The 19,807-nt window shown below is 72.6% G+C and carries 17 protein-coding genes; 7 read left to right on the forward strand and 10 right to left on the reverse strand.

The genetic code is table 11. The features are described from left to right. Nucleotides 1-37: 37 nt before the first annotated feature. The 3 genes from K1T35_RS28465 to K1T35_RS28475 form a co-directional block, all read right to left on the reverse strand. Complete coding sequence (locus tag K1T35_RS28465; protein ID WP_220254882.1) at nt 38-874, reverse strand: oxidoreductase; 837 nt, start codon at nt 872-874, stop codon at nt 38-40. An 82-nt stretch (nt 875-956) separates the two neighbouring features. Next, entirely contained in the window at nt 957-1,808 is an 852-nt protein-coding gene (locus K1T35_RS28470) for a helix-turn-helix transcriptional regulator (protein ID WP_255620825.1), read from the reverse strand. 124 nt (nt 1,809-1,932) lie between these two features. Then, complete coding sequence (locus K1T35_RS28475) at nt 1,933-2,742, reverse strand: alpha/beta fold hydrolase (protein ID WP_255620826.1); 810 nt, start codon at nt 2,740-2,742, stop codon at nt 1,933-1,935. Between the two features lie 99 nt (nt 2,743-2,841). Between K1T35_RS28475 and K1T35_RS28480 the strand changes: the two genes are divergently transcribed. Next, nucleotides 2,842-3,192: a helix-turn-helix domain-containing protein gene (locus tag K1T35_RS28480; protein WP_255620827.1), complete on the forward strand. Its 351-nt coding sequence runs from the start codon at nt 2,842-2,844 to the stop codon at nt 3,190-3,192. 1,230 nt (nt 3,193-4,422) lie between these two features. Here the strand turns inward: K1T35_RS28480 and K1T35_RS28485 are convergent. Then, nucleotides 4,423-5,544, reverse strand: a complete 1,122-nt coding sequence (locus K1T35_RS28485; protein ID WP_370645151.1) for a CehA/McbA family metallohydrolase — start codon at nt 5,542-5,544, stop codon at nt 4,423-4,425. On the opposite strand from K1T35_RS28485, the gene K1T35_RS28490 reads away from it, so the two are divergent. Both K1T35_RS28490 and K1T35_RS28495 read left to right on the forward strand, forming a co-directional pair. Then, entirely contained in the window at nt 5,447-6,844 is a 1,398-nt protein-coding gene (locus tag K1T35_RS28490; RefSeq protein WP_220254885.1) for a DHA2 family efflux MFS transporter permease subunit, read from the forward strand. The genes K1T35_RS28485 and K1T35_RS28490 overlap by 98 nt on opposite strands. A 9-nt stretch (nt 6,845-6,853) precedes the next feature. Then, nucleotides 6,854-7,798 (forward strand): YafY family protein, encoded by a 945-nt coding sequence (locus K1T35_RS28495; RefSeq protein ID WP_255620830.1) that lies wholly within the window; start codon nt 6,854-6,856, stop codon nt 7,796-7,798. 18 nt (nt 7,799-7,816) lie between these two features. Here the strand turns inward: K1T35_RS28495 and K1T35_RS28500 are convergent, their stop codons facing one another. The 5 genes from K1T35_RS28500 to K1T35_RS28520 are packed head-to-tail and all read right to left on the reverse strand — an operon-like array spanning nt 7,817 to nt 15,008. After that, nucleotides 7,817-10,057 (reverse strand): zinc-dependent metalloprotease, encoded by a 2,241-nt coding sequence (locus K1T35_RS28500; RefSeq protein ID WP_220254886.1) that lies wholly within the window; start codon nt 10,055-10,057, stop codon nt 7,817-7,819. After that, nucleotides 10,054-10,803 (reverse strand): ABC transporter ATP-binding protein, encoded by a 750-nt coding sequence (locus K1T35_RS28505; protein ID WP_220254887.1) that lies wholly within the window; start codon nt 10,801-10,803, stop codon nt 10,054-10,056. The genes K1T35_RS28500 and K1T35_RS28505 overlap by 4 nt, the downstream gene beginning before the upstream one ends. After that, the gene (locus K1T35_RS28510) at nt 10,800-12,500 is read right to left on the reverse strand and encodes a dipeptide/oligopeptide/nickel ABC transporter permease/ATP-binding protein (RefSeq protein ID WP_220254888.1); all 1,701 of its coding nucleotides are present in this window, start codon (nt 12,498-12,500) and stop codon (nt 10,800-10,802) included. The genes K1T35_RS28505 and K1T35_RS28510 overlap by 4 nt, the downstream gene beginning before the upstream one ends. Then, nucleotides 12,493-13,434 carry an ABC transporter permease gene (locus tag K1T35_RS28515; protein ID WP_220254889.1) on the reverse strand — a complete coding sequence of 314 codons (942 nt, stop codon included), beginning with the start codon at nt 13,432-13,434 and terminating at the stop codon, nt 12,493-12,495. The genes K1T35_RS28510 and K1T35_RS28515 overlap by 8 nt, the downstream gene beginning before the upstream one ends. Continuing rightward, nucleotides 13,431-15,008 (reverse strand): ABC transporter substrate-binding protein, encoded by a 1,578-nt coding sequence (locus K1T35_RS28520; RefSeq protein WP_220254890.1) that lies wholly within the window; start codon nt 15,006-15,008, stop codon nt 13,431-13,433. The genes K1T35_RS28515 and K1T35_RS28520 overlap by 4 nt, the downstream gene beginning before the upstream one ends. 166 nt (nt 15,009-15,174) lie before the next feature. Here K1T35_RS28520 and K1T35_RS28525 point away from each other — a divergent pair, with 166 nt between their 5' ends. Together K1T35_RS28525 and K1T35_RS28530 are read left to right on the forward strand one after the other, a co-directional pair. Continuing rightward, the gene (locus K1T35_RS28525) at nt 15,175-16,503 is read left to right on the forward strand and encodes a ferric reductase-like transmembrane domain-containing protein (RefSeq protein WP_255620831.1); all 1,329 of its coding nucleotides are present in this window, start codon (nt 15,175-15,177) and stop codon (nt 16,501-16,503) included. A gap of 49 nt (nt 16,504-16,552) precedes the next feature. Then, nucleotides 16,553-17,368, forward strand: coding sequence for an SDR family NAD(P)-dependent oxidoreductase (locus tag K1T35_RS28530; protein ID WP_220254892.1), 816 nt, complete (start codon nt 16,553-16,555; stop codon nt 17,366-17,368). Here the strand turns inward: K1T35_RS28530 and K1T35_RS28535 are convergent. Next, a complete protein-coding gene (locus tag K1T35_RS28535; RefSeq protein WP_220254893.1) occupies nt 17,349-18,152 on the reverse strand; it encodes a class I SAM-dependent methyltransferase in 804 nt (267 codons plus the stop codon). The genes K1T35_RS28530 and K1T35_RS28535 overlap by 20 nt on opposite strands. Before the next feature lie 50 nt (nt 18,153-18,202). On the opposite strand from K1T35_RS28535, the gene K1T35_RS28540 reads away from it, so the two are divergent. Continuing rightward, a complete protein-coding gene (locus K1T35_RS28540; RefSeq protein ID WP_220254894.1) occupies nt 18,203-18,769 on the forward strand; it encodes a TetR/AcrR family transcriptional regulator in 567 nt (188 codons plus the stop codon). A 15-nt stretch (nt 18,770-18,784) separates the two neighbouring features. Further along, nucleotides 18,785-19,807 (forward strand): NAD(P)/FAD-dependent oxidoreductase, encoded by a 1,023-nt coding sequence (locus K1T35_RS28545; protein ID WP_220254895.1) that lies wholly within the window; start codon nt 18,785-18,787, stop codon nt 19,805-19,807.

A 19,807-nucleotide genomic window follows, 5' to 3' on the forward strand; every position in this document is an offset into this window, starting at 1 on the left:
AGGCGCAGGGCGACCGGCGCCGGCGCCTCGGTCTGCGCTACGCGGACGTGAAGTCGGTGGACAGGGCCAGATCGCGCCATTGGTCGAGTTCCTTGGCGACACCGGCGAGCTTGCCTTCGACCAGGGTCACGCAATCGTTGCCCAGTTGCAGGCGGACCGGCGGTTCGGCGGTGGCGGCCAGTCGCCGGATGGCGGCCGCGGCCTTGACGGGGTCCCCTGGCTGGTGGCCGTTGTTGGCCTCGATCGCGGCGTGGAGCTTGCCGACCGTGTCGGCGTAGGCCGGGATTCTCCGGTCCGGCCTGCCCATGCTGCCCGCGGACAGGAACTCGGTACGGAAGGAGCCGGGCTCCACCACGGTGGCGTGGATGCCGAGCGGAGCCAGTTCGGCGTGCAGCGCCTCGGTGATCGCTTCGACCGCGAACTTGGAGGCGCTGTAGAGACCGCGTCCCGCACTGGAGACGAACCCGGCGCTCGACCCGATGTTGATGATGCGTCCCGCCATTTGCGAGCGCAGCGCGGGAAGCGCGGCCCGGGTGACGTTGAGCAGGCCGAACACGTTGGTGTCGAACAGCGCGCGGGCCTCGGCGTCGGAGATCTCCTCGACGCCGCCGAACAACCCGTAGCCGGCGTTGTTGACCAGCACGTCGATCCGACCGAACCGTTCGATGCCCGCCGCAACGGCCATGGCGGCCTGCTCCTGGTCTGTGACGTCGAGCCGCACGGCCAGCAGCGCCTCGCCCGCCTCGGGAAACGCCTCGACGACAGCTCGCGGGTCCCGGGCGGTCGCGACGACCTCGTCCCCGTGGGCGAGTGCCGACGCGACCAGCTCCTGGCCGAAGCCGCGGGAGGCACCGGTGATGAACCAAACGGACATGGCTACTCCAGATGTGGGAACGCCCAGGTGGACGTCGTCGCCGGCAAGGGTCGGTCGCCAAAAGCGCGGCCGGTTGCTTCTCTCACACCCGGCCGGGTTGTTCGCGGGTGGCGGTGTAGCTGCCCAGCAGGGCGAGGGCGTGATCCTCGGGGCTGCCGGGCTCGGCGTGGTAGACGACCAGGTGCTGGAAGGGAGCGCCGCTGATCGACAGGTTCTCGAAGCGTAGGGACAGTTCGCCGACGACCGGGTGGTCGAAGTGCTTGGTGGCGGCCGTTTTGGCCCGCACCTCATGGCGAGCCCACAGCCGGGCGAAGTCAGGGCTCTTGAGTGACAGCTCCCCCACCAGCTCGACCAGCCGTGGGTCGTCAGGATCGCGGTTGGCCGCGCGTAGCGCCGCGATACACCCCTCACCGATCGTGGCCCAGTCCCGGTAGAACGTGCGGGCCTCCGGTTTGAGGAAGATCGCACGCAGCAGGTTGGTCTCCTCTCCCAGCCAGCAGAACAGTGCCTCGCCGAGCGGGTTGGCCGCGAGGAGATCCATGTATCGCCCGTAGACGAGCGCCGGGGTGTTGGGCCAGGTGGCCAACAGCCCGACCAGTCCAGGGGAGGCGTACTCGCGGCGGCGCGCGCGCCGGGAGCGCCGCGACGTGCCCGGACTGGCAAGGTCGCGCAGGTAGGCGGCCGCCTCGTCCTCCAGCAGCAGCGCCTCGGCCAGCGCTTCGACGACCTGCTGTGACGGGTGTTTGTCCCGGCCCTGCTCCAGCCTGATGTAGTAGTCGGTGCTGACCCCGGCCAGCAGCGCCACCTCTTCTCGCCGCAGGCCAGGCGTACGGCGCGTCCCGGAGGGCATGCCGTGGTCCTCGGGCCGCACCAGTGCCCGCCGGGCCCTCAGGAACTCCCCCAGCCGGGGAGTAATGCCCCGCTCCTCCGTCACATCACTCCCATGCTCGTTCGACGAACCGAACAACCTCCGTCGTGATCCCCTGATGCCCCACGTTAGGGAGCATCACCGTGACCTGGGTGGCCCAGCCACACCCACCCTCGTCGTCCACCGATGCTCACCGGTGCTCGTCGACACGAAGGTGAGCGGCGACGGCATCCGGCCGGTCGAGGGGCACGAGATGGCCACTGCCGGCCACCACCTCCCCCTCCAGCTCGTCGGCGATCGGCTGCAGCTGCCGGTACAGCCGGTCACCGATGACGCCCCCGCCGATGGCGAGGGTCGGCACGTGGAGCCGGCCGGCAGCCCCGACGGCGTCCGCGTTCTGCGCAGCGGCCCGGTAGTAACCGAAACCGCAGCGCAGGGCGTCCCGGCCGGTGTACGCCCGCACGAAGGCCTCCCGCACGTGCTCGGGCACTCCTCGGCCCCGGTGTGTCCCGGACTCGAGGAACCAGTCGACGTACTCGGCCTCGTGCCCCTCGAGCACGGTCTCCGCCAGGCCGGGGACGGCGTGGAAGCCGAACCACCACGGCGGGGTGGAGAACCCGCCGGGAAGGCCCGGGAGCAGCGCCTCCATGAGGACGAGACGCCGCACCCGCCCCGGGTATCGCGTGCCGAGCAGGAACGCCGCCGAGACACCGGCGTCGATGGCGACGACGTCAGCGCGGTCGATCCCCAGCGCATCGAGCACACCGACCATGTCGGCGGCACCGGTCGCCGCGTCGAATCCGCTCTGCGCACGGGCGCTGTCCCCGAGTCCGCGAAGGTCTGGGGCAACGACCATGCGGCCCGGCACCAGTAGTGGCACGACGAGGCTCCAGACCTGCCAGGTGTGCGGCCAGCCGTGGATCAGGAGCACGGCCGGCCCGTCGCCGTCCACCGCCACGTTCAGCGCGGTGCCGTTCGTGCGGATCCGCCGCAGTTCCACGTCGTCGCCCTTCCGCTTACCATCGGTTACCTACTGAAGGATGGTGACCACGACGTGCGGCCACAAGACGGCACTTCACGCCCACCTGGTAACCGCGGGGTGACCGGCGACCTCTTCGACCCCGCCTGCCCGACCCGGCAGCTGCTGGATCGCATCGGCGACAAGTGGACATCCATGCTGATCAAGGTGCTCGCCGAGGCCGACCCACCCGACATGGGATTCGCGAGCCTCGCTCGCAGCGCCCCCGGCATCTCGCACAAGATGCTGTCGCAGACCCTCAAGAACCTGTGCCGGGACGGCCTCGTCGCGCGGCGGGTCGAGGCGACGGTCCCGCCCCGCGTCCACTACTCGCTCACCGACCTGGGTCGCTCCTTGGACGGGCCGCTGAGCGCACTGCGGGTCTGGGCGGAACGACACATGGCGGTCATCGACGCGAACCGGAGGAACTAGCCCGAAGCGCCTACGTTGCCGGACCCCGTTCGCGGGTGGCCGCGGCCATGATCCGCAGTATCGGTTGCTCATGGCTGTGCCGGCAGCCATGAGGACCCGCTACTCGCGATCTTCCCGCGCATGATCCGAAGTTACGGGTGCTCATGGTCGTGCGGGCAGCCGTGGACAACCGCTGGTTCGGATCATGCTCGCCGTCGGTCGAGCGGCCGGGGTGGCGCGATCGTTTCGATCCGTCGGGTCGGTCTGGTCGAGCCCCTGCCGGGGGGCGCGCCGTTCCCGGCCCGGGCCCCCCGGCGCCCGCCCCGTGATCCGGGCCTCGCGCGTGTTCCCTCCCGTTCACCTCGACCCCGTCGCCTCGCGGAGCGGGCCGGGTTGGGTGCACTACCGAACCCTGGGCGTGGGCGGCCGTCCCCGACGCGGGCACAGGCCCGTTCTCGACGAGACCGTCGCTGCCGGGTGCCACGCGACTGGCTGTGGTCCCGACCCTCCACACCCCAGCCCCTCGCCTGATGATCACGGCAAGACCACCCCAGGGACAGGGCTCCGCGCAGGTCCATGATCAGCAGGATCGGGACACCAGCCGCAGGGGATGCAGCTCAGGTCCCGATCCCGCTGATCACGCCCCAGATTCCAGGGCTGGCCAGCGGGCGACGACGGGACCACAGCCAGTCGCGTGGCACCCACACCGGCGGCGGTCTCGTCCCGAACGGGCGTGCCCCCTAGTCGGGGACGGCCGCCCGAGCAACCACATGATTCGGTAGTGCACCCAACCCGGCCACCCCGAGAAGGCGACAGGGTCGAGGTGAACCGGATCGACACGCCGGCAGCCCGGGGGCTGTCGCGTGGGGCCGGGCGGCCCGGGCCGGGAACGGCGCGCCCACGAAAGACCCGGCACCCGGCCGCACCCCCGTGCGCGTTTCGCGGAACACACCGCGGCCCAGGCGGTGATCAGCGGTTCGGCGCGAAACCCGACGCCCCGCGTCGGGAAAGGCACCGATCTGATGATCACAGGTCACCCCGGGCCAGCCCCGCCCGACGCACTCGTTCTCGGCTGACGCGCCCGGTCGACGGGGTGGCCGGCCGGAGACGGGGTGCGTCGACCGACACGGGTTGCACCGGTGTCGGCGGCTCCACCGTGCGAGACGCTCCCCCACTCAGAAGAACGATCACGAAGTCCGGCTGTAGTACCAGGACGGCATGCCACTCCGGGCTCGCATTCCGACGGAACGCTCACACCAGGATGATCGGGTTGCTCAGCGCGGCCATGTGCCCGCCCGGATGCCGCACCTCGACGCGGACGAACACCGACTCCGCCGCGCTCGTGCGCCACTCCACGATGCCGGGTCCATCGCCGGGCAACGACTCGCCATGGACCCGTCCCCGATCGGTGTGAACGGTGACGGTGCCGGATGGGACACCGCGGACGCTCACCCGCATCGACGCGGGTAGGCCGGAGGTCGGCAGCCGCTCACCGATCCCGGCGGTGCGATCACCCGCGGAGATCTCGACCGAAAGGTCGACGGCAGCCGACTCCGCGACCCAGCTCCGACCGGCACGGATTCCGGCGAGGATCACATCGGCGCTCAGCTCGTCGGCGAGCACGACGGTGTGCGGCGTGGCGATCTGCCCCTTCAGGTGGGCGTCGCTGTTGCCCATCGCCGGCCTCCACCCGCCACGGTGGACATCGGCAGCCAGAGCGCGGCCCCACTCGGCGAGCGCCGCCTCGTTGTCCGCATTCCAGGGCAGGTCGGAGGCCCACTGCCCGTTCCACACCTCCACCGCGTCGAAACCGTCGTAGGGGTAGGTGAAGGTGCCCGAGGGGTACGGCGCGTGCGGATGCGCGGCCACGCACAGTCCACCGGCTCGATGCACGTCGTCCAGGTACCGCTCGATCACGTCATCGCGCAGGCCGTACCGCCACTCCACGAGCTGACCGGGCTCGATGCCGAGCGCGAGCCAGTGCCCGGTCCTGGTGGTGACCTCCTGGCCGAGGATCACGACGAGATCGTCCGTGGCGAGCCCGCCCCACGCGCCGTGCGCGTCGGCGGTGTTGTGCTCGGTTGTCGCGACGAAGTCGAGGCCCGCCTCCCGGGCGGCGGCCGCGAGCTGCTCCGGCGTGAGGTCGGCGCCGTTCGAGTGAACCGAATGCACGTGGCAGTCGCCGCGGTACCACCGACGGGCCCAGGCGGGGTGTCGATTCGGCGCCCTCCCGATTGTCGTCATGTCGTCGCTGCTCATACCGAGAGGAACGATCATGGCGCACCGCAGGACGTGGGTGCTGGCGCTCGCCGCTGTCGCATCCCTGATGACGGCGCTGGACGCGCTCGTCGTGTCCGCATCGCTCACCACCATCCAGGCCGATCTCGGTGCCACCGCCGAGCAGCTCGAATGGACGGTCAACGGCTACAACCTCGTGATGGCCGTGCTGCTGATGCCGGCGGCGGCCCTCGGCGACCGGTACGGGCGGCGCCGCATGTTCGCGGCCGGGATCGCCCTGTTCACCGTGGCGTCGGCGGCGTGCGCCGCGGCGCCCGACATCGTGGTTCTCGTCCTCGCGCGGGCTCTGCAGGGCGCGGGTGCCGCGTTCGTCAGCGCACTGGCGATGACGCTGGTGAGCGCCGCCTTCCCGCCCGAGCGACGAGGCAGCGCGATCGGGTTCCTGCAGGGCGGTTCCGGGATCGCCGTGCTGGCCGGGCCGGGCCTCGGCGGCGCGATCACCCACACCGTCGGCTGGGAGTTCATCTTCTGGCTCAACGTTCCGATCGGCCTGCTGGTGCTCCCGCTGATCCTCGCGAAGTGTGGCGAGAGCCGCGGCGCCGACACCGCGCTGGACGTGCGCGGGCTGCTCCTCGTCATCGGTGCGGTGTTGGGCCTCGTCTGGGCGCTCGCCCGCGGCAACGCGGTGGGCTGGGCGAGCGGCGAGGTGCTCGGCGCGTTCGCGCTGGGCGGCGCGGCGCTCGTGGCGTTCGTCGTCTGGGAGCGGCGGGCGGCCGAGCCGATGTTCCCGATGCGGTTGCTGCGCTGCCGCGGCTTCGTCGCGGGCAACGTCGCCACGGCGGGGCTCTTCGCGTCGATCTTCGGGGGGCTCTTCTTCTACTCCCAGCTGCTGCAGACCGGCCTCGGCCTCACGCCGCTGCAGGCCGGGCTCGGCCTCGTGCCGTGGACGTCGACGCTGATCGTGCTGGGCCCGCTCGCCGGCAGGCTGGCCGACCGGATCGGCAACCGGCCCCTGATCGTCACGGGGCTGCTGACCACCGCGGCCGGGATCGCATGGGTCGCACTCGTTGCCCGCCCGGGGATGCCGTACGGCGAGCTCGTCGCCCCGTTCCTGCTGGCGAGCATCGGCGGGTCGATGTCACTCGCGCCCACCGCCAACGCCGTGCTCGGCGCCGTCCCGCCGGCCGACATCGGCAAGGCGTCGGGTGTCAACGCGATGCTGCGCGAGCTCGGCGGCGTGCTCGGGCTCGCGGTGTTCGTCGCGATCTTCACCGGAACCGGCAGCTACGCCTCCCCCGCGGCGTTCGTCGACGGCTTCGGACCGGCCATGGGCACCTGCGCCGCGCTCGTCGCCCTGAGTGCGGCGGCCGTGGCCGTGCGGCGCCGAGCCGGCACGAGGGCGATCCCGGTTGCTCCCGAGCATGCCGTGCCGTAGAGATCCGCTGTGACCCTCTCCACCCCGGCGCGGCTGCTGCGCCTGCTCAGCCTCCTGCAGGGACGGCGCGAGTGGGCGGGCACCGAGCTGGCCGAGCGGCTCGGGGTCACGGACCGGACGGTGCGCCGCGACGTCGGCAGGCTGCGCGAGCTCGGCTACCCGGTCGAGGGCACCACCGGCACCGCGGGCGGCTACCGGCTCACCTCTGGCGAGGACCTGCCGCCCCTCCTGCTCGACGACGACGAGGCCGTCGCGATCGCCACGAGCCTGCTCGGCACGCTCGGCGACGGGGAGACGCGAGGACGGGCGCTCGCGAAGCTCACACAGGTGATGCCGGGCCGGCTGCGCGGGCGGATCGCCGCCGTCGGCGCGTCGGTGGTGTCGGTGCCCGACCACCGCGCTTCGCGCATCGACCCCGCGGTCCTCTCCGTGCTGGCGGGCGCCGTGCGCGACCGCGAGATCGTCCGGTTCGCCTACCGCCGCCGCGACGGCACCGCCACCGATCGCCGGGTCGAGCCGCACCACGTGGTGGCGACGTACGGACTCTGGTACCTGATCGCCTTCGACACCCGGGCCGGCGACTGGCGGACATTCCGGGTGGACCGCATCGACGGCCCCGAGTCGGTGCGCCTGCGGTTCACCCCGCGCCAGCTGCCCGCGGGGGACCCGGCCGACCACGTGCGGCAGACGATCACAGCGACGCCCTACCGCTACACCCTGCGCGCCACCGTCCCGGCGCCCGCGGAGGACGTCCGCGCCCGGCTGCCGATGTCGATCCCCGCCCGGATCCAACCCCTCGACGAGGGCTCGTGCACCGTGTCGCTGGGTGCCGACGCGCTCGACGAGCTCGCGCGCGACGTCGTCACGCTGGGTCCGGGGACCCGGCTGGATGCCTCCCCGGATGTGCTGGCACACCTGCGGGACGTGGGCCGCTGGCTCCTCGAGCAGGGCTAGATCTAGGTTGGATCTGGGCTAGATCGGGGCTCCGAGCGGCAACGCCGGGAGCTTCGCCTCGTGCTCGAACGCGGCCTTCTCCACCGCGGCCCAGCGCGCGCGGACGGACGGCCGCTCCAGGCCGGTGACGACCCGCAGCCCTGCACTCGCCGCTTCCACCAAGGCGACGCGCGCGTGGTGGTGCAGCTCGGGCGCGCCGAGCGACTCCTCGAACCGGCGCAGCAGGGTCCAGCCGATCACCTCGGTGACCTCGGTGCGCTCGCCGGCCTCGAGCAGATCGAGCGCCCGCCCCGCGGTGGCGGCGACGAGAGCGTCGAGGACGGCCCCTTGACTCACCACCCGGTTCAGCCGCGCGGGCGCGAGCAGCAGCCCGCCCACCAGGTCGGTGCCCGCCGCCACGGCCCCGGCGACGTCGAAGGCGCCGGCCGTGCGGTGGTCGAACTGGCCCTCCCGGCGGCCGCGCCCGCCCGACGGCCCGACCAGCAACGGTCGTACCTGGGACGGCACCTGGAGGAACTCCGGCTCCAGAAGGAGCTGCAACCGCTGCAGCGCGGCGGCCTGCTCCGTCGCCGCTACCAGGGTGGCGGCACCGTCGAAACCGTTGCCCTCGCCGTTGGATGACCCCTCGCCGTTGGATGACACGGTGCGCGCGTACCGGCGCCGCTGACCGCCCACCAGCTTGGCCACGGCGGTGGCCTGGTGCCGGTGCAGCAGGTAGAGCAGCAGGAACCGGCGCTCGATCTCGTTGCTGTCGCTCCCGGGCGGCACGACACCGGGGCCGAAGCGGGCCAGTGCCGCGGCCCGCACGTCCACGATCGCCTGCAGCGCCCCCATGGGCTCGCTCGGCGCGATCCACGTGGCGCCGCACGCGTCGGCGGCGTCGTCGAGGCGCGCGTCGGCGTCGGTGATGTAGAGCGACGGCTCGCTCTCCACGGGCGGCGCGTCCCCGTAGAGGGCCGCGATCTGCCGCAGATCCCACGGCCCGAGGCCGGTGGCGTACGGGCGGGTGGCCGCGGGGTGACCGTCGGCGTCCAGGTCGAAGATCGGGCCCGGGTAGTCCATCACCGACGGCGCCTCGTGCGCGTGCGAGGCGAAGTTGTGGGCCAGGCCGAGCGCGTGCCCGATCTCGTGCGCCGCGAGCTGGCGCATCCGGGCGTCGACCACCGAGCGCACCCCGGCGGCGCCCACGCCCCCCGCCGCGTACGGCGCGAGCACGGCCTCGGTGATCGCGCGCAGCTGCTCGACGCGTTGCGAGCCCAGCCGCACGACCCCGCGCAGGATCTCCCCGGTGCGCGGGTCGACCTGCGTCATGCCGTACGACCAGCCCCGGTCGGCCCGATGCACCCACAGCACGACGTTGCGGCGCGGGTCGTCGAGATCGGCGCCGTCCGGCAGCGGCTCCACGCGGTAGGCGCCGGTGAACCCGGCCGCAGCGAACGCCTCCTGCCACCAGTTGCCGCCCGCCAGCACCGCGTCGCGGATCGGCGCGGGCATCCCCGGGTCGAGGTGGAAGACGACCGGCGCACCGTCGAGCCGGAAGCGGGTGGCGAGTGCCGTTTCGGCGTCCTGCTCGTCGATCCGGTCGAAGCGGTGCACGGTGAGGTGCGGCATCGCCCCGATCGTCGGGTCGAGCGGTGCCGGCCGGTAGCCCGGCGCGGGCAGCGGGCGCAGCACCACCTGCTGGTGGACGGTCACGGTATCGCCGGGCGCCGGAAACCCCAGCGGGCCCGGACGCATGCTGCGGGGCGAGTGCCCGTTCGCGGTGTCGGACCGCGGTGCCGGCCGGTCCGGTCGGAACGTGAGTACCGCGTCGAGCACGAGGACATCGCCGCGGTCGTCGCCGTAGCGGCGGGTCTGCTCCACGCCGGAGAGTTCGGGGTCGAGCACGAACCCGGTGCCCGCTGCGTCGGTGAGCAGCCGGGCGGCGCCCACCAGGTCGAGCGTGCCGAGCGGCGCGGCGTCGAACGTGTCCGGGCCGGTGACGGCGCAGCGCGCGAGCGCGGACGAGGCGAACGACCGCGCTGCCGCGGCCCGGGCGTCCTCAGCGTCGCCCCCGGCCGCGTCGACACAGTGCCCGAACGCGGTGTTGAGCGCCGTGACGACCACCGCGTCACCTCGCGGCTCGGCCCGGCACAGCAGCGACGGGCCCACCTCGCCACGGTCGACACCGATCGTCGACATCCCGATGCCGCCGGTGATCGTGGTGTGGACCAGGAACTGAGAGGTGCCCCATTCGCTGCTCGCTGCGCTGCTTGTCACTGGGGCACCGAGTCCAGGAGCCGCCGCGTGTACTCGTCGCCCGGCTCGGCGAAGACGTCGGCCGTGGGGCCGGATTCGATCACCCGGCCACGGTAGAGGACGACGACGTCGTCGCAGACCTGCTGCACCACAGCCAGGTTGTGGGAGATGAAGAGCATCGTGAGGTCGTGCTCGTCCCGCAGCCGGGCGAGCAGCCGCAGCACCTCGGCCTGCACCGACACGTCGAGCGCGGAGGTCATCTCGTCGGCGATCACGACGTCCGGACGCGTGATCAGGGCACGGGCGATCGCGATCCGCTGCCGCTGGCCGCCGGAGAACTCGTGCGGGTAGCGGTCGGTCGCGTCGGCGGGCAGCGCGACGTCCTCCAGCGCGGCGGCGATCGCGTCCCGGTGGCGGCGCACGCGGCAGCGGACCGGGTCGAGGGCCTCGGCGAGCGTCTGCCCGATGGTGCGTCGCGGGTCGAGCGACGAGTACGGGTCCTGCGGTACCAGCTGCACCGCCCGCAGGAACGCGCGCCGCTCCCGGCGCCCGAGCGCGCCCACGTCGGCGCCGCGCAGCAGGATCCGACCACCGGCGATCGGGACGAGCCCGAGTATCGCGCGGGCGAGGGTCGTCTTCCCGGAGCCGGACTCCCCGACGAGTCCGACCGTCCGGCCGGCACCGATGCGGAGGCCGACGTCGTCGAGCGCGGTGGTGGCGCCGAACCGGACGCTCACCCCCTCGGCCGTGAGCACGTCCGCGCTCATCGGTACGCCGCCCGGCTGCGGTCCAGCTTGGGCACCGCGTCGAGCAGCATCCGGGTGTAGGGCTCGGTCACCTTGCCCGCCCGCAGCGCCTCCGCGGTCAGTTCCTCGACCACCACCCCGTCCTTCATGACGAGCACGCGGTGGCACAGCTGCCCGATCACGCCGAGGTCGTGGGAGATGAAGAGCATCGCGGTCCCGTCCTCGGTGTTGATCCGGGCCAGCTCGCGCAGGATCTCGGCCTGGACGGTGACGTCGAGCGCCGTGGTCGGCTCGTCCGCCACGAGCAGCGCGGGCTCGCCCGCGAGTGCCGTAGCGATCATGGCGCGCTGCCTCATCCCTCCGGAGAGCTGGTAGGGGTGGGAGCGGAGCAATCGCGCGGGATCGACGATGTGCACGGCGGCGAGCAGGTCCGCGATGATCTTCCGGGCCTCGGCCTTCGAGTGACCGCGGTGCACCCGCAGTACCTCGGTGAGCTGAGTGGCCATCCGCAGCGCGGGGTTGAACGTCGTGCCGGGGTCCTGGTAGATCAGGCCGATCCCGGTGGCGAGATCGCGGCGCGGTGGGTTCTGCCGCATGTCCATGCCGGCCACCTGCAGGTGCGTGGCCTCGGCTGTGAGCCCGTCGGGCAGGAGGCGGGCGAGCGCCATCGCGGTGAGCGACTTCCCGCTGCCGGACTCCCCCACCACGCCGAGGATCTCCCCGCGCGCGATGTCGAACGAGACCCCGCGCACGAGCGGGACGCCGTCGCCGCGGCGCACGACGAGGTCGCGGACGCTGACGACGGCATCAGCGGTCGGGGCGCCGGCCACCCCGGCGCCGGCCTCCGCGGGCACCGACCGTGTCCGCGTTCGGAGGCGCGGGTCGGCGGCCGCGGCGAGGCCGTCCCCGATCAGCATGGCCGCGACCGACATCAGCACGATCATGAGCGCTGGTCCGACCACCTCGATGGGGCGCGAGTAGATCGCGGGCAGCGCCGCGGCCAGCAACGAGCCGAGGTCGTAGTCCGGGATCTGCACGCCGAGTCCGACGAACGACAGCGCCGACATCGCCACCAGGCCGGTGGAGAAGGTCGCCGCGAGCTGGATGAGGAGCGGCTCGGCCATGTTGGGCAGCAGGTGGCGCCCGATCATGGCCCATCCGGGCACGCCGGTGAGCCGGGCCGTCGTGACGAAGTCGCGTTGGTGCAGGGCCGCGCCGAGGTTCGCGGTGAGCCGCGCCGTGGCGGGGATGTTCGCCAGCCCCACGGCGAGCACGAGCTGCCAGCGCCCGGCCCCGAGGATCGCCGCGAGCACCACCGCGACCAGTAGCTCCGGGTACGAGACCGCGATCTCGACGATCCGCAGCGCGGCCTCGCGCACCCGGCGCGGCACGATCCAGACGGCGGTGCCGATCAGCACACCGACCACCATCGAGAGGGCGCTGGCGGCCAGCGCCATCACGAGGCTCGATTGCGCACCCACCAACGCCCGCGCGAGCATGTCGCGCCCGAACGCGTCGGTGCCCAGCCAGTGGTCGGCCGACATCGGCCGGTTGGTGTGGGGGCTCAGGCCGTCGGCCGCACCCACGAGCGTCAACGACGCGATCACGGCCGTGGCCGCCGTGACCGCGAGCAGTCCGGTGCCGACGCCGAGCGCGACGTTCCACCTCAGCCGGGGACGGCCGGGCACGCCTGGTTCGATCACCGCGGGATCAGCCATGGCGCACCCGCGGGTCGACGATGCCGAGCACGATGTCCACGGCGAGGGTGAGCAGTGCGGAGAGCACCGCGAGGACGAGCACGATCCCCTGGATCAGCGGGTAGTCCTTCGCGGTCACCGCGTTGACGATCCCGAGGCCGAGGCCCGGCCAGCTGAACACGGTCTCGACGGTGATGGCGCCGCCGAGCATGCCGATCAGGATGATCCCGCTGAGCGTGAGGGTGCTGGTCAGCAGGTTCGGCAGCGCGTATCGCCCGTACGTCCGCAGCGCGCCGAGCCGCCAGCCGCGGGCGGTGCGCAGGTAGTCCTGTTCGAGCACCACCGCGGTCTCGCGGCGCACCACCCGGGCGATGAAGCAGATCGACGGGATCGAGAGCGCCATGAGCGGGAGCACGAGCGAGATCCCCACCCGCGAGCGGGAGTAGGCAGGCGGCAGCACGTGCAGGGACACCGCGAACACCAGCACCAGGAACGTGGCCATGACGTACGGCGGGATCGCCGCGACCACCGCGGTCGTGTAGCCGAACGCGCTGTCGAGGAAGCGCCTGCGCCCGCCGCGGGTGAGTACCCCGACCGCCATGCCGAGGGGCACCGCGACCAGCAGCACCACGACGAGGGACGCGAACGCGAGCCCCGCCGTGAACGGCAGCCGCCCGAACACCACGTCGGCGACCGGCGCGTTGAGCGAGAAGGAGTGGCCCATGTCGCCCTGGAGCAACCCGCCCACGTAGTCGACGAACCGCTCGGCGAGCGGGCGGTCCAGGCCGAGCTCGGCGCGCACGGCCTCGATCTGCGCGATCGTGGCGTCCGGGCCCGCGGCGCTCACCGCGGGGTCGCCCGGGATCAGCGGGACGATCACGAACGTGAGCACCACCGCCACGACGACCGTGCCGGCGAGGCCCGCCAGCCGCCGCGCGACGAACGAGCGCGTCATCCGTCGATCACTCGCAGGGTGGCGAAGTCGACGTACTCGCCGAACGTCGAGACCACCACGTGCGGCGAGGTGATGTAGGTCGTCGGGTTGCCGGCGAGCGGGACCACGTCGCTGCGCTCGAACAGCGTGCGTTGCGCGGCCTCGAACGCGGCGCAACGGGCGGCCGGGTCGGTGGCCGCGAGGCCCTGGCTGAGCGCGGCCTCCCCCTCCGGGTTCGCCGAGGCGCTGTAGTTGCGCCCGCCGGCCTCGACGGCCGGGCCGATCACACGGTCCAGTGATGCGCTGATCGAGCCGACGGAGTTCAGGTCGCCGAGGAACACCAGGTCCCAGTCGGAACCGCCTTCCGCGATCGTGCTCCAGAACGTGGCGTTGTCGACCTTGTTCATCCGCACCTGGGCGCCCGCGTCGGACAGCACCTGGAAGATGTAGTCGGCACCGCCGCTGTAGGACGGGTTGGCGGTGTTGCCGAGCATTGCGATCTGGACGCCGGGCAGCACAGCGGCGGCCGCGGCCGCGTCGTGCGGCTGCGGCAACGAGGGGTCGGTGCTCGCGCAGGCGAAGCTCGCGGGCACCACCGTGGTGAGCACCTCGGCCGTGCCGTCGGAGAACACGGTGTTGAAGGCGTTCTGGTCGATCGCGGCCGCCACCGCCCTCCGCAGGTCCGGCCGGTCGGCGAACACCCGGCCGGGGCGCTGGTTGAACACCACGTACGTGGTGGCGGAGGTGACGTCGTAGCGGTGGTAGTCCGGCTGCCCCTCGAAGCGGGCGATCGTGTCCTGGTCGCTGAACTGGCCGAGGTCGACGTCCCCGGCGAGGATCTGGTTGGCCACGGTGGAGGGGTCGGTGGAGATGCCGATCTCGATGGACCGCGGCGGGGTGCCGACGAGCGCCGTGGAGAACGCGGGCCACGCGTCGTACCCCTCGCGCAGCGAGAAGGTGTAGCCCATCCCGGCGTTGGCCTCGGAGAGGGTGTACGGACCGGAGAAGGCGCCCGGGACCCGGCCCGCCGCGAGCCCATCGGGGTCGGCGAGCCCGGCCGGGCAGACGATCCCGGTCTGCGCGATCGCGAGCCCCTGCACGAGCGTGGTGAACGGCTGGGACAGCGTGATCCGCACCTGCTTGCTCGCGTCGTCGGCCGCGATCGCCGGGTCGCCCTGGCCGAACACGAGGTTCTTCCACGTGGAGGCGGTCTCGGGCGCCGCGAGGTGGTTCAGCGATGCCGCCACCACCGATGCCGTGATCGGCGTGCCGTCGGAGCAGGTGGCGCCATCGCGGATCGTGAAGACGTACTCCGACGCCGACACCGTCTCCCACTGCGACGCGAGCCCGCCGACCAGCGTCGACGGGCCGTCGCGGCGCAGGAGGGTGTCGTAGAGCAGGCTCACCATCTGGAACGTCTGCTGGCCCTGCGCCCGCGCCGGGTCGAAGCTGGACGGGTCGCTGGCCAGTACCGTGCGCACCACGGTGTCCTCGGGATTCCCCGTGTCACCGGAACAGCCCGCGAGCAGCAGTGCGACGGCGCTCACCAGTGTGGCGGCGGCGGTGCGCAAGCGACGGTCGTGCGCTTTCGGCAACGGGACCCCTCCTTCGACGGCGCGCGTGATCGAAGCAAGCTCAGATGTCAGATGTGTGTCGTGATCACACCCGGGCGTTAACTCGAACGTGATCCCGATCATGACGGGTGAACACGGAACGCGCAGCCCCTCGGGAACGACATCCGGGGTGACTAGGGAGGTCGCGGTGGCGGCGAGGCGCGCGGGACTGTCGCCCGCGGTGGTGGCGCAGGTGGTACTGGGTGCTGGCTTCCTGGCCCACCTCGTGGTCGTGGAGGTGCTCTTCGCCACCGCGGGCAGCGGCAAGAACTCGGTGCTGACCGTCGCCAAGTTCTTCGCATTGCACGCTGCCTCGATCATGATGCTGCAGCTGGTGCTGGTGGCGCGCCTGCCGTTCCTCGACCGGCGCATCGGCATGGACCGGCTCACCGTCTGGCACCGCTGGGTCGGCTTCACCCTGGCCTGGACCGTGCTGACGCACGCGACGCTCGTGGTGCTCGGCTACGCGGTGCTCTACTCGATGCCGGTGCTCGCGACGTTCCTGAGCCTGGCCGGTGTGGTGGCCTCACTGCTCGGGATGTGCGCCGCCGCCATCATCCTCGCGATGGCGGCGTTCTCCCTGCGCTACGCCCGCAGGCGGATGCAGTACGAGACGTGGCACGCGCTCCACATCGGCCTCTACCTCGCCGTCCTGCTCGCGCTGGTCCACCAGGGGCTCGAAGGCACCACGTTCGCGTCCTCCCCCGCGGCGCGCGCGTACTGGTGGACGGTGTGGGCTCTGGTGCTGCTCGCGTTCCTCTCCGGCCGCGTGGCGCTGCCGATCTGGCGCAACGTCCACCACCGGTTCCGGGTGATCGCGGTCGTCCCGGAGTCCGACGACGTCGTCTCCGTCTACGTCACCGGGCGTGATCTCCACCGCCTGGGCGCCCGCGCGGGCCAGTTCTTCATCTGGCGCTTCCCCGCGCACAACGGCTGGTGGCAGGCCAACCCGTTCTCACTCTCGGCCGCGCCCGACGGGCGGACCCTGCGACTCACCGCCAAAGCCGTCGGCACGACGAGCGCGGGACTGCGGCAGCTTCCCGTGGGCACGCGCGCGTTCCTCGAAGGCCCCTACGGCGCCTTCACCGCCATGCACCGCACGCGGCCGGCCACCCTCCTCGTCGCTGGCGGCGTGGGGATCACCCCGATCCGCGCGATGCTCGAGGAATCGAGCGGGCCGACCGTCGTCCTCTACCGGGTGCAGACGATGGCCGACGCCGTCCTGCTCCCCGAGCTGCGGTGGCTCGCCGACGAGCGCGGCGCCCGGCTGCACGTGCTCGCCGGGCGGACCGGCAGCGGCAATCCGCCCCTGGCCCCGTTCGAACCGGCCAACCTCGCCGCGCTGGTGCCCGACATCGCCACCCGCGACGTGTACGTCTGCGGCCCACGCGCCATGACCGATGCCGTGCTGCGCAGCCTCCGCGAGCTGGGGGTGCCCCGCGGTCAGGTGCACGCGGAGCGGTTCAGCCTCGCATGATCCTCTTGGTGCGGATCGCGCCTCGGTGTGCGCGACTAGCCTCGACCGCATGAGAATCCTGGTGACCGGAGCGACCGACGGGCTGGGCCGGTACGTGACCACGGAGCTCACCAAGTCCGGGCACCGCGTCCTGGCGCACGGCCGGAACCCGGAGCGGCTGCGCGCGCTGCACGACGAGCTCGGCGTCGACACGGTGCAGGCCGAGCTCGGCGAACTGCGGCAGGTGGACCGGCTCGCCGACGACGTGCTGCAGCGGCTCGACCACCTCGACGTGCTCGTCAACAACGCGGGCATCGGCGCGGGCACCGACCACAGCAGGCGCGAGGAGAGCGCCGACGGGATCGAGCTGCGCTTCGCCGTGAACTACCTGGCCGGCTACCACCTGGCGCGCAGGCTCGTGCCGCTGCTGGCGGCCTCGGCCCCCGCGCGCGTGGTCAACGTCGCCTCGATCGGGCAGGAGGCGATCGACTTCGCCGACCCGCTCCTCGAGCGCTCCTACGACGGCATGCGGGCCTACCGGCAGAGCAAGCTCGCCCAGATCATGGCCACGATCGACATGGCCGTCGAGCTGCGCGACACCGGCGTCACCGTCAACGCACTGCACCCCGCCACACTCATGCCCACCACGATGGTCAGGCAGGGGTGGTCCGGGCGCGCGGTGAGCACCCTCGAAGAGGGCGGCACCGCGACGCTGCGCCTGATCCTCGACGAGGGACTGGCGACGACGACGGGCCGCTACTTCGACAGCAACACACCCGACCCCGTCGACCCCGACCCACAGGCGAACGACGCCGAGGCGCGCAGGCGGTTGCGAGAGCTGTCCGACGGGCTCGTGACCGCTGCGCTCAGCCGCGCACCGCGGTGACCACGACGGCGGTGAAGTGCATCGGGAAGCGGCCGCCAACCGCGTCGACGGCGGCGCCGATGCCCGCCAGCAGTTCGTCGCGGGCCGCCACCGGGAACAGGTGGTGTCCGCCGGATGTGGGCACGAACTCCAGCCACTCGTCACGGATGTAGATCCGGTCCCAGTCGAACCGCCACTGCTCCGGCTCGCCGAACCCGCCCGCCTGCCGCACCCCGTCCTCCGCCTTGGTGAAGAACGCCGAGTACGCGTCGAGGCCGGGGATCGCCCCCTTCGCGAAGGGCGTGTCCGGTAGCGCCCGCCGGTACACCGCGGCGAAGGCGTCCCCCAGGTCGGCCGGGGGCTGGAACACGTACCAGAACAGGGCGAGCCGCCCACCGGACCGCAACACCCGCGCAGCTGTGGCCGCGCCCACGACCGGGTCCACCCAGTGCCACGCCATCCCGGCGACGACGGCGTCGAACGTCCGGCCTGCGGGGTCCCAGTCCTCGAACCTCGACTCCTCGACCTCGAGCCCGTGCCTGCGGGCCCAACCGGCCATGCGCGCGTCGGGCTCGACGCCCAGCACCGTGCACCCGGCGGCCTGGAACTGCCGGGCCGCGATGCCGGTGCCGCATCCCACGTCGACGACGTTCGGGCCAGGGCTCGCGGCGACGATCCGCTCCACCATGGCCTGCGGGTAACGCGGGCGGGCCCGGTCGTAGCGTTCGGGGTCCGCGCCGAACGACTCCGCGACGTGGCGGGCCCTGTGGGATTCGGAGTGGGACTCGGACGGTAGAGTGGGCATGCGCCCACTCTAGTGGGCACGCGCCCACTCGTCGATGGAGGAGGGCGGACATGCCGACCGGAGTGGCCTTGCGCGACGCACGCGAGCAGCTCTTCGCCGCCGCGGAGCACGTGCTGCTGCGCGCCGGGCCGAACGGGTTGACCAGCAGGGCGGTCACCGACGAGGCGGGCGTCGCGAAGGGTGTGCTGCACCGGCACTTCGCCGACTTCGACGCCTTCCTCGCCGAGCTCGTCCTCGACCGCATCGCCCGCCTCGACGAGCGCGCCCTCCGCGAGTCCGCGGGCACCGGCGCGCTCGCGGAGAACCTCACCACCGTGCTGACGGACGTGTTCGGACCGGTCGCCGTCGGGATCGTCGGCCTCGTCACCTTCCGCGACGGCCTGCGGGCGCGGTTGCGCCGGGCCGGGTTGACCGGCATCCCGTTGCTCGCGCAGGCCGCGGCCATGATCGCCGCCTACCTCGCGGCGGAGCGCGATCTCGGCCGCATCGCGGCGGACGCCGACGTCGACACCCTCGCGCTCACGCTGATCGGCAGTGCCCACCTGTTGTTCGCGGGCCAGGAGGCTCCGCCGGCGGCCGAGGAGGTCCGCAGGATCGTGACCGCTGTCGTCGGATGAGGACATGATGGCCGCGTGGTGATCCATGTCGTGGGAGCCGGTATCGCCGGGTCGGCCGCAGCGCTCGCGCTGCACGGGGTGGGCGCCGAGGTGGTGGTCCACGAGGCGCACCCCGACACGTCGACCGACGCGGGCGCGTTCCTCACGCTCGCCGAGAACGGGATGCGCGCGCTGCAGGCGATCGGGGCGGACGAGGCCGTCCGGCGGGCCAGCGCGCCGCTGCGCACCATGCACGTCGCCGACGGCACCGGCGCCGAGCTCGCGAGCCGCCCGCTGGGCGAGCCCGGCGGACCAGGGTTCCGCTACCTCACGCGGGCCCGGATGTGCGCGGTGCTGCAGGACGAGGTGCGCCGTCGCGGGATCCCGCTGCGGCACGGCGAGCGGCTCGTCGCGACCGCACCCGACGAGGACGGGATCAGCGCCGCCTTCGCCGACGGCGCCCGCGCCCGCGGCGATCTCCTGATCGGCGCCGACGGACTCCGGTCGATCGTGCGCACACAGCTGGACCCAGGGGCCGCGCCGCCCCGCTACGTCGGATCCCAGATCTTCTACGGCGCCACCCCCGGCACTCCCCCTGACGTCCCGACCGACCGGTTCCATTTCGTCCGAGGCGGCGTCGCGTTCGGCTACATCGCCACCGAACGGGAGGGCACGTGGTGGTTCGCCCGGGTGATCGGCCCCGAGCTCGACCCGGACGAGCTGGCGACCGGAGGCTGGGCCGCGCACCTCGGCGATCTCCTCGCCGACGAGCCGTTCCCGCGGGCGATCGTGCGCGCCGCTGACCGGGTGCTGGTCACCAACGCGTACGACCTCGCGAACGTCCGCGTGTGGCACCGGGAGCGCGCGGTGATCATCGGGGATGCCGCCCATGCGGCATCGCCGGCCACCGGGCAGGGGGCGTCCATGGCGCTCGAGGACGCGGTCGCGCTGGCGGAGGCGATCCGCGACGCGGAGGGGATCGGTGCCGCCCTCACCGCGTACGAGGAACACCGCCGCGGCCCGGTGGAGGCCAACACCGCGGCCAGCGCCCGGATGTGA

This window comes from Pseudonocardia sp. DSM 110487 (assembly GCF_019468565.1).
GTDB lineage: Bacteria > Actinomycetota > Actinomycetes > Mycobacteriales > Pseudonocardiaceae > Pseudonocardia.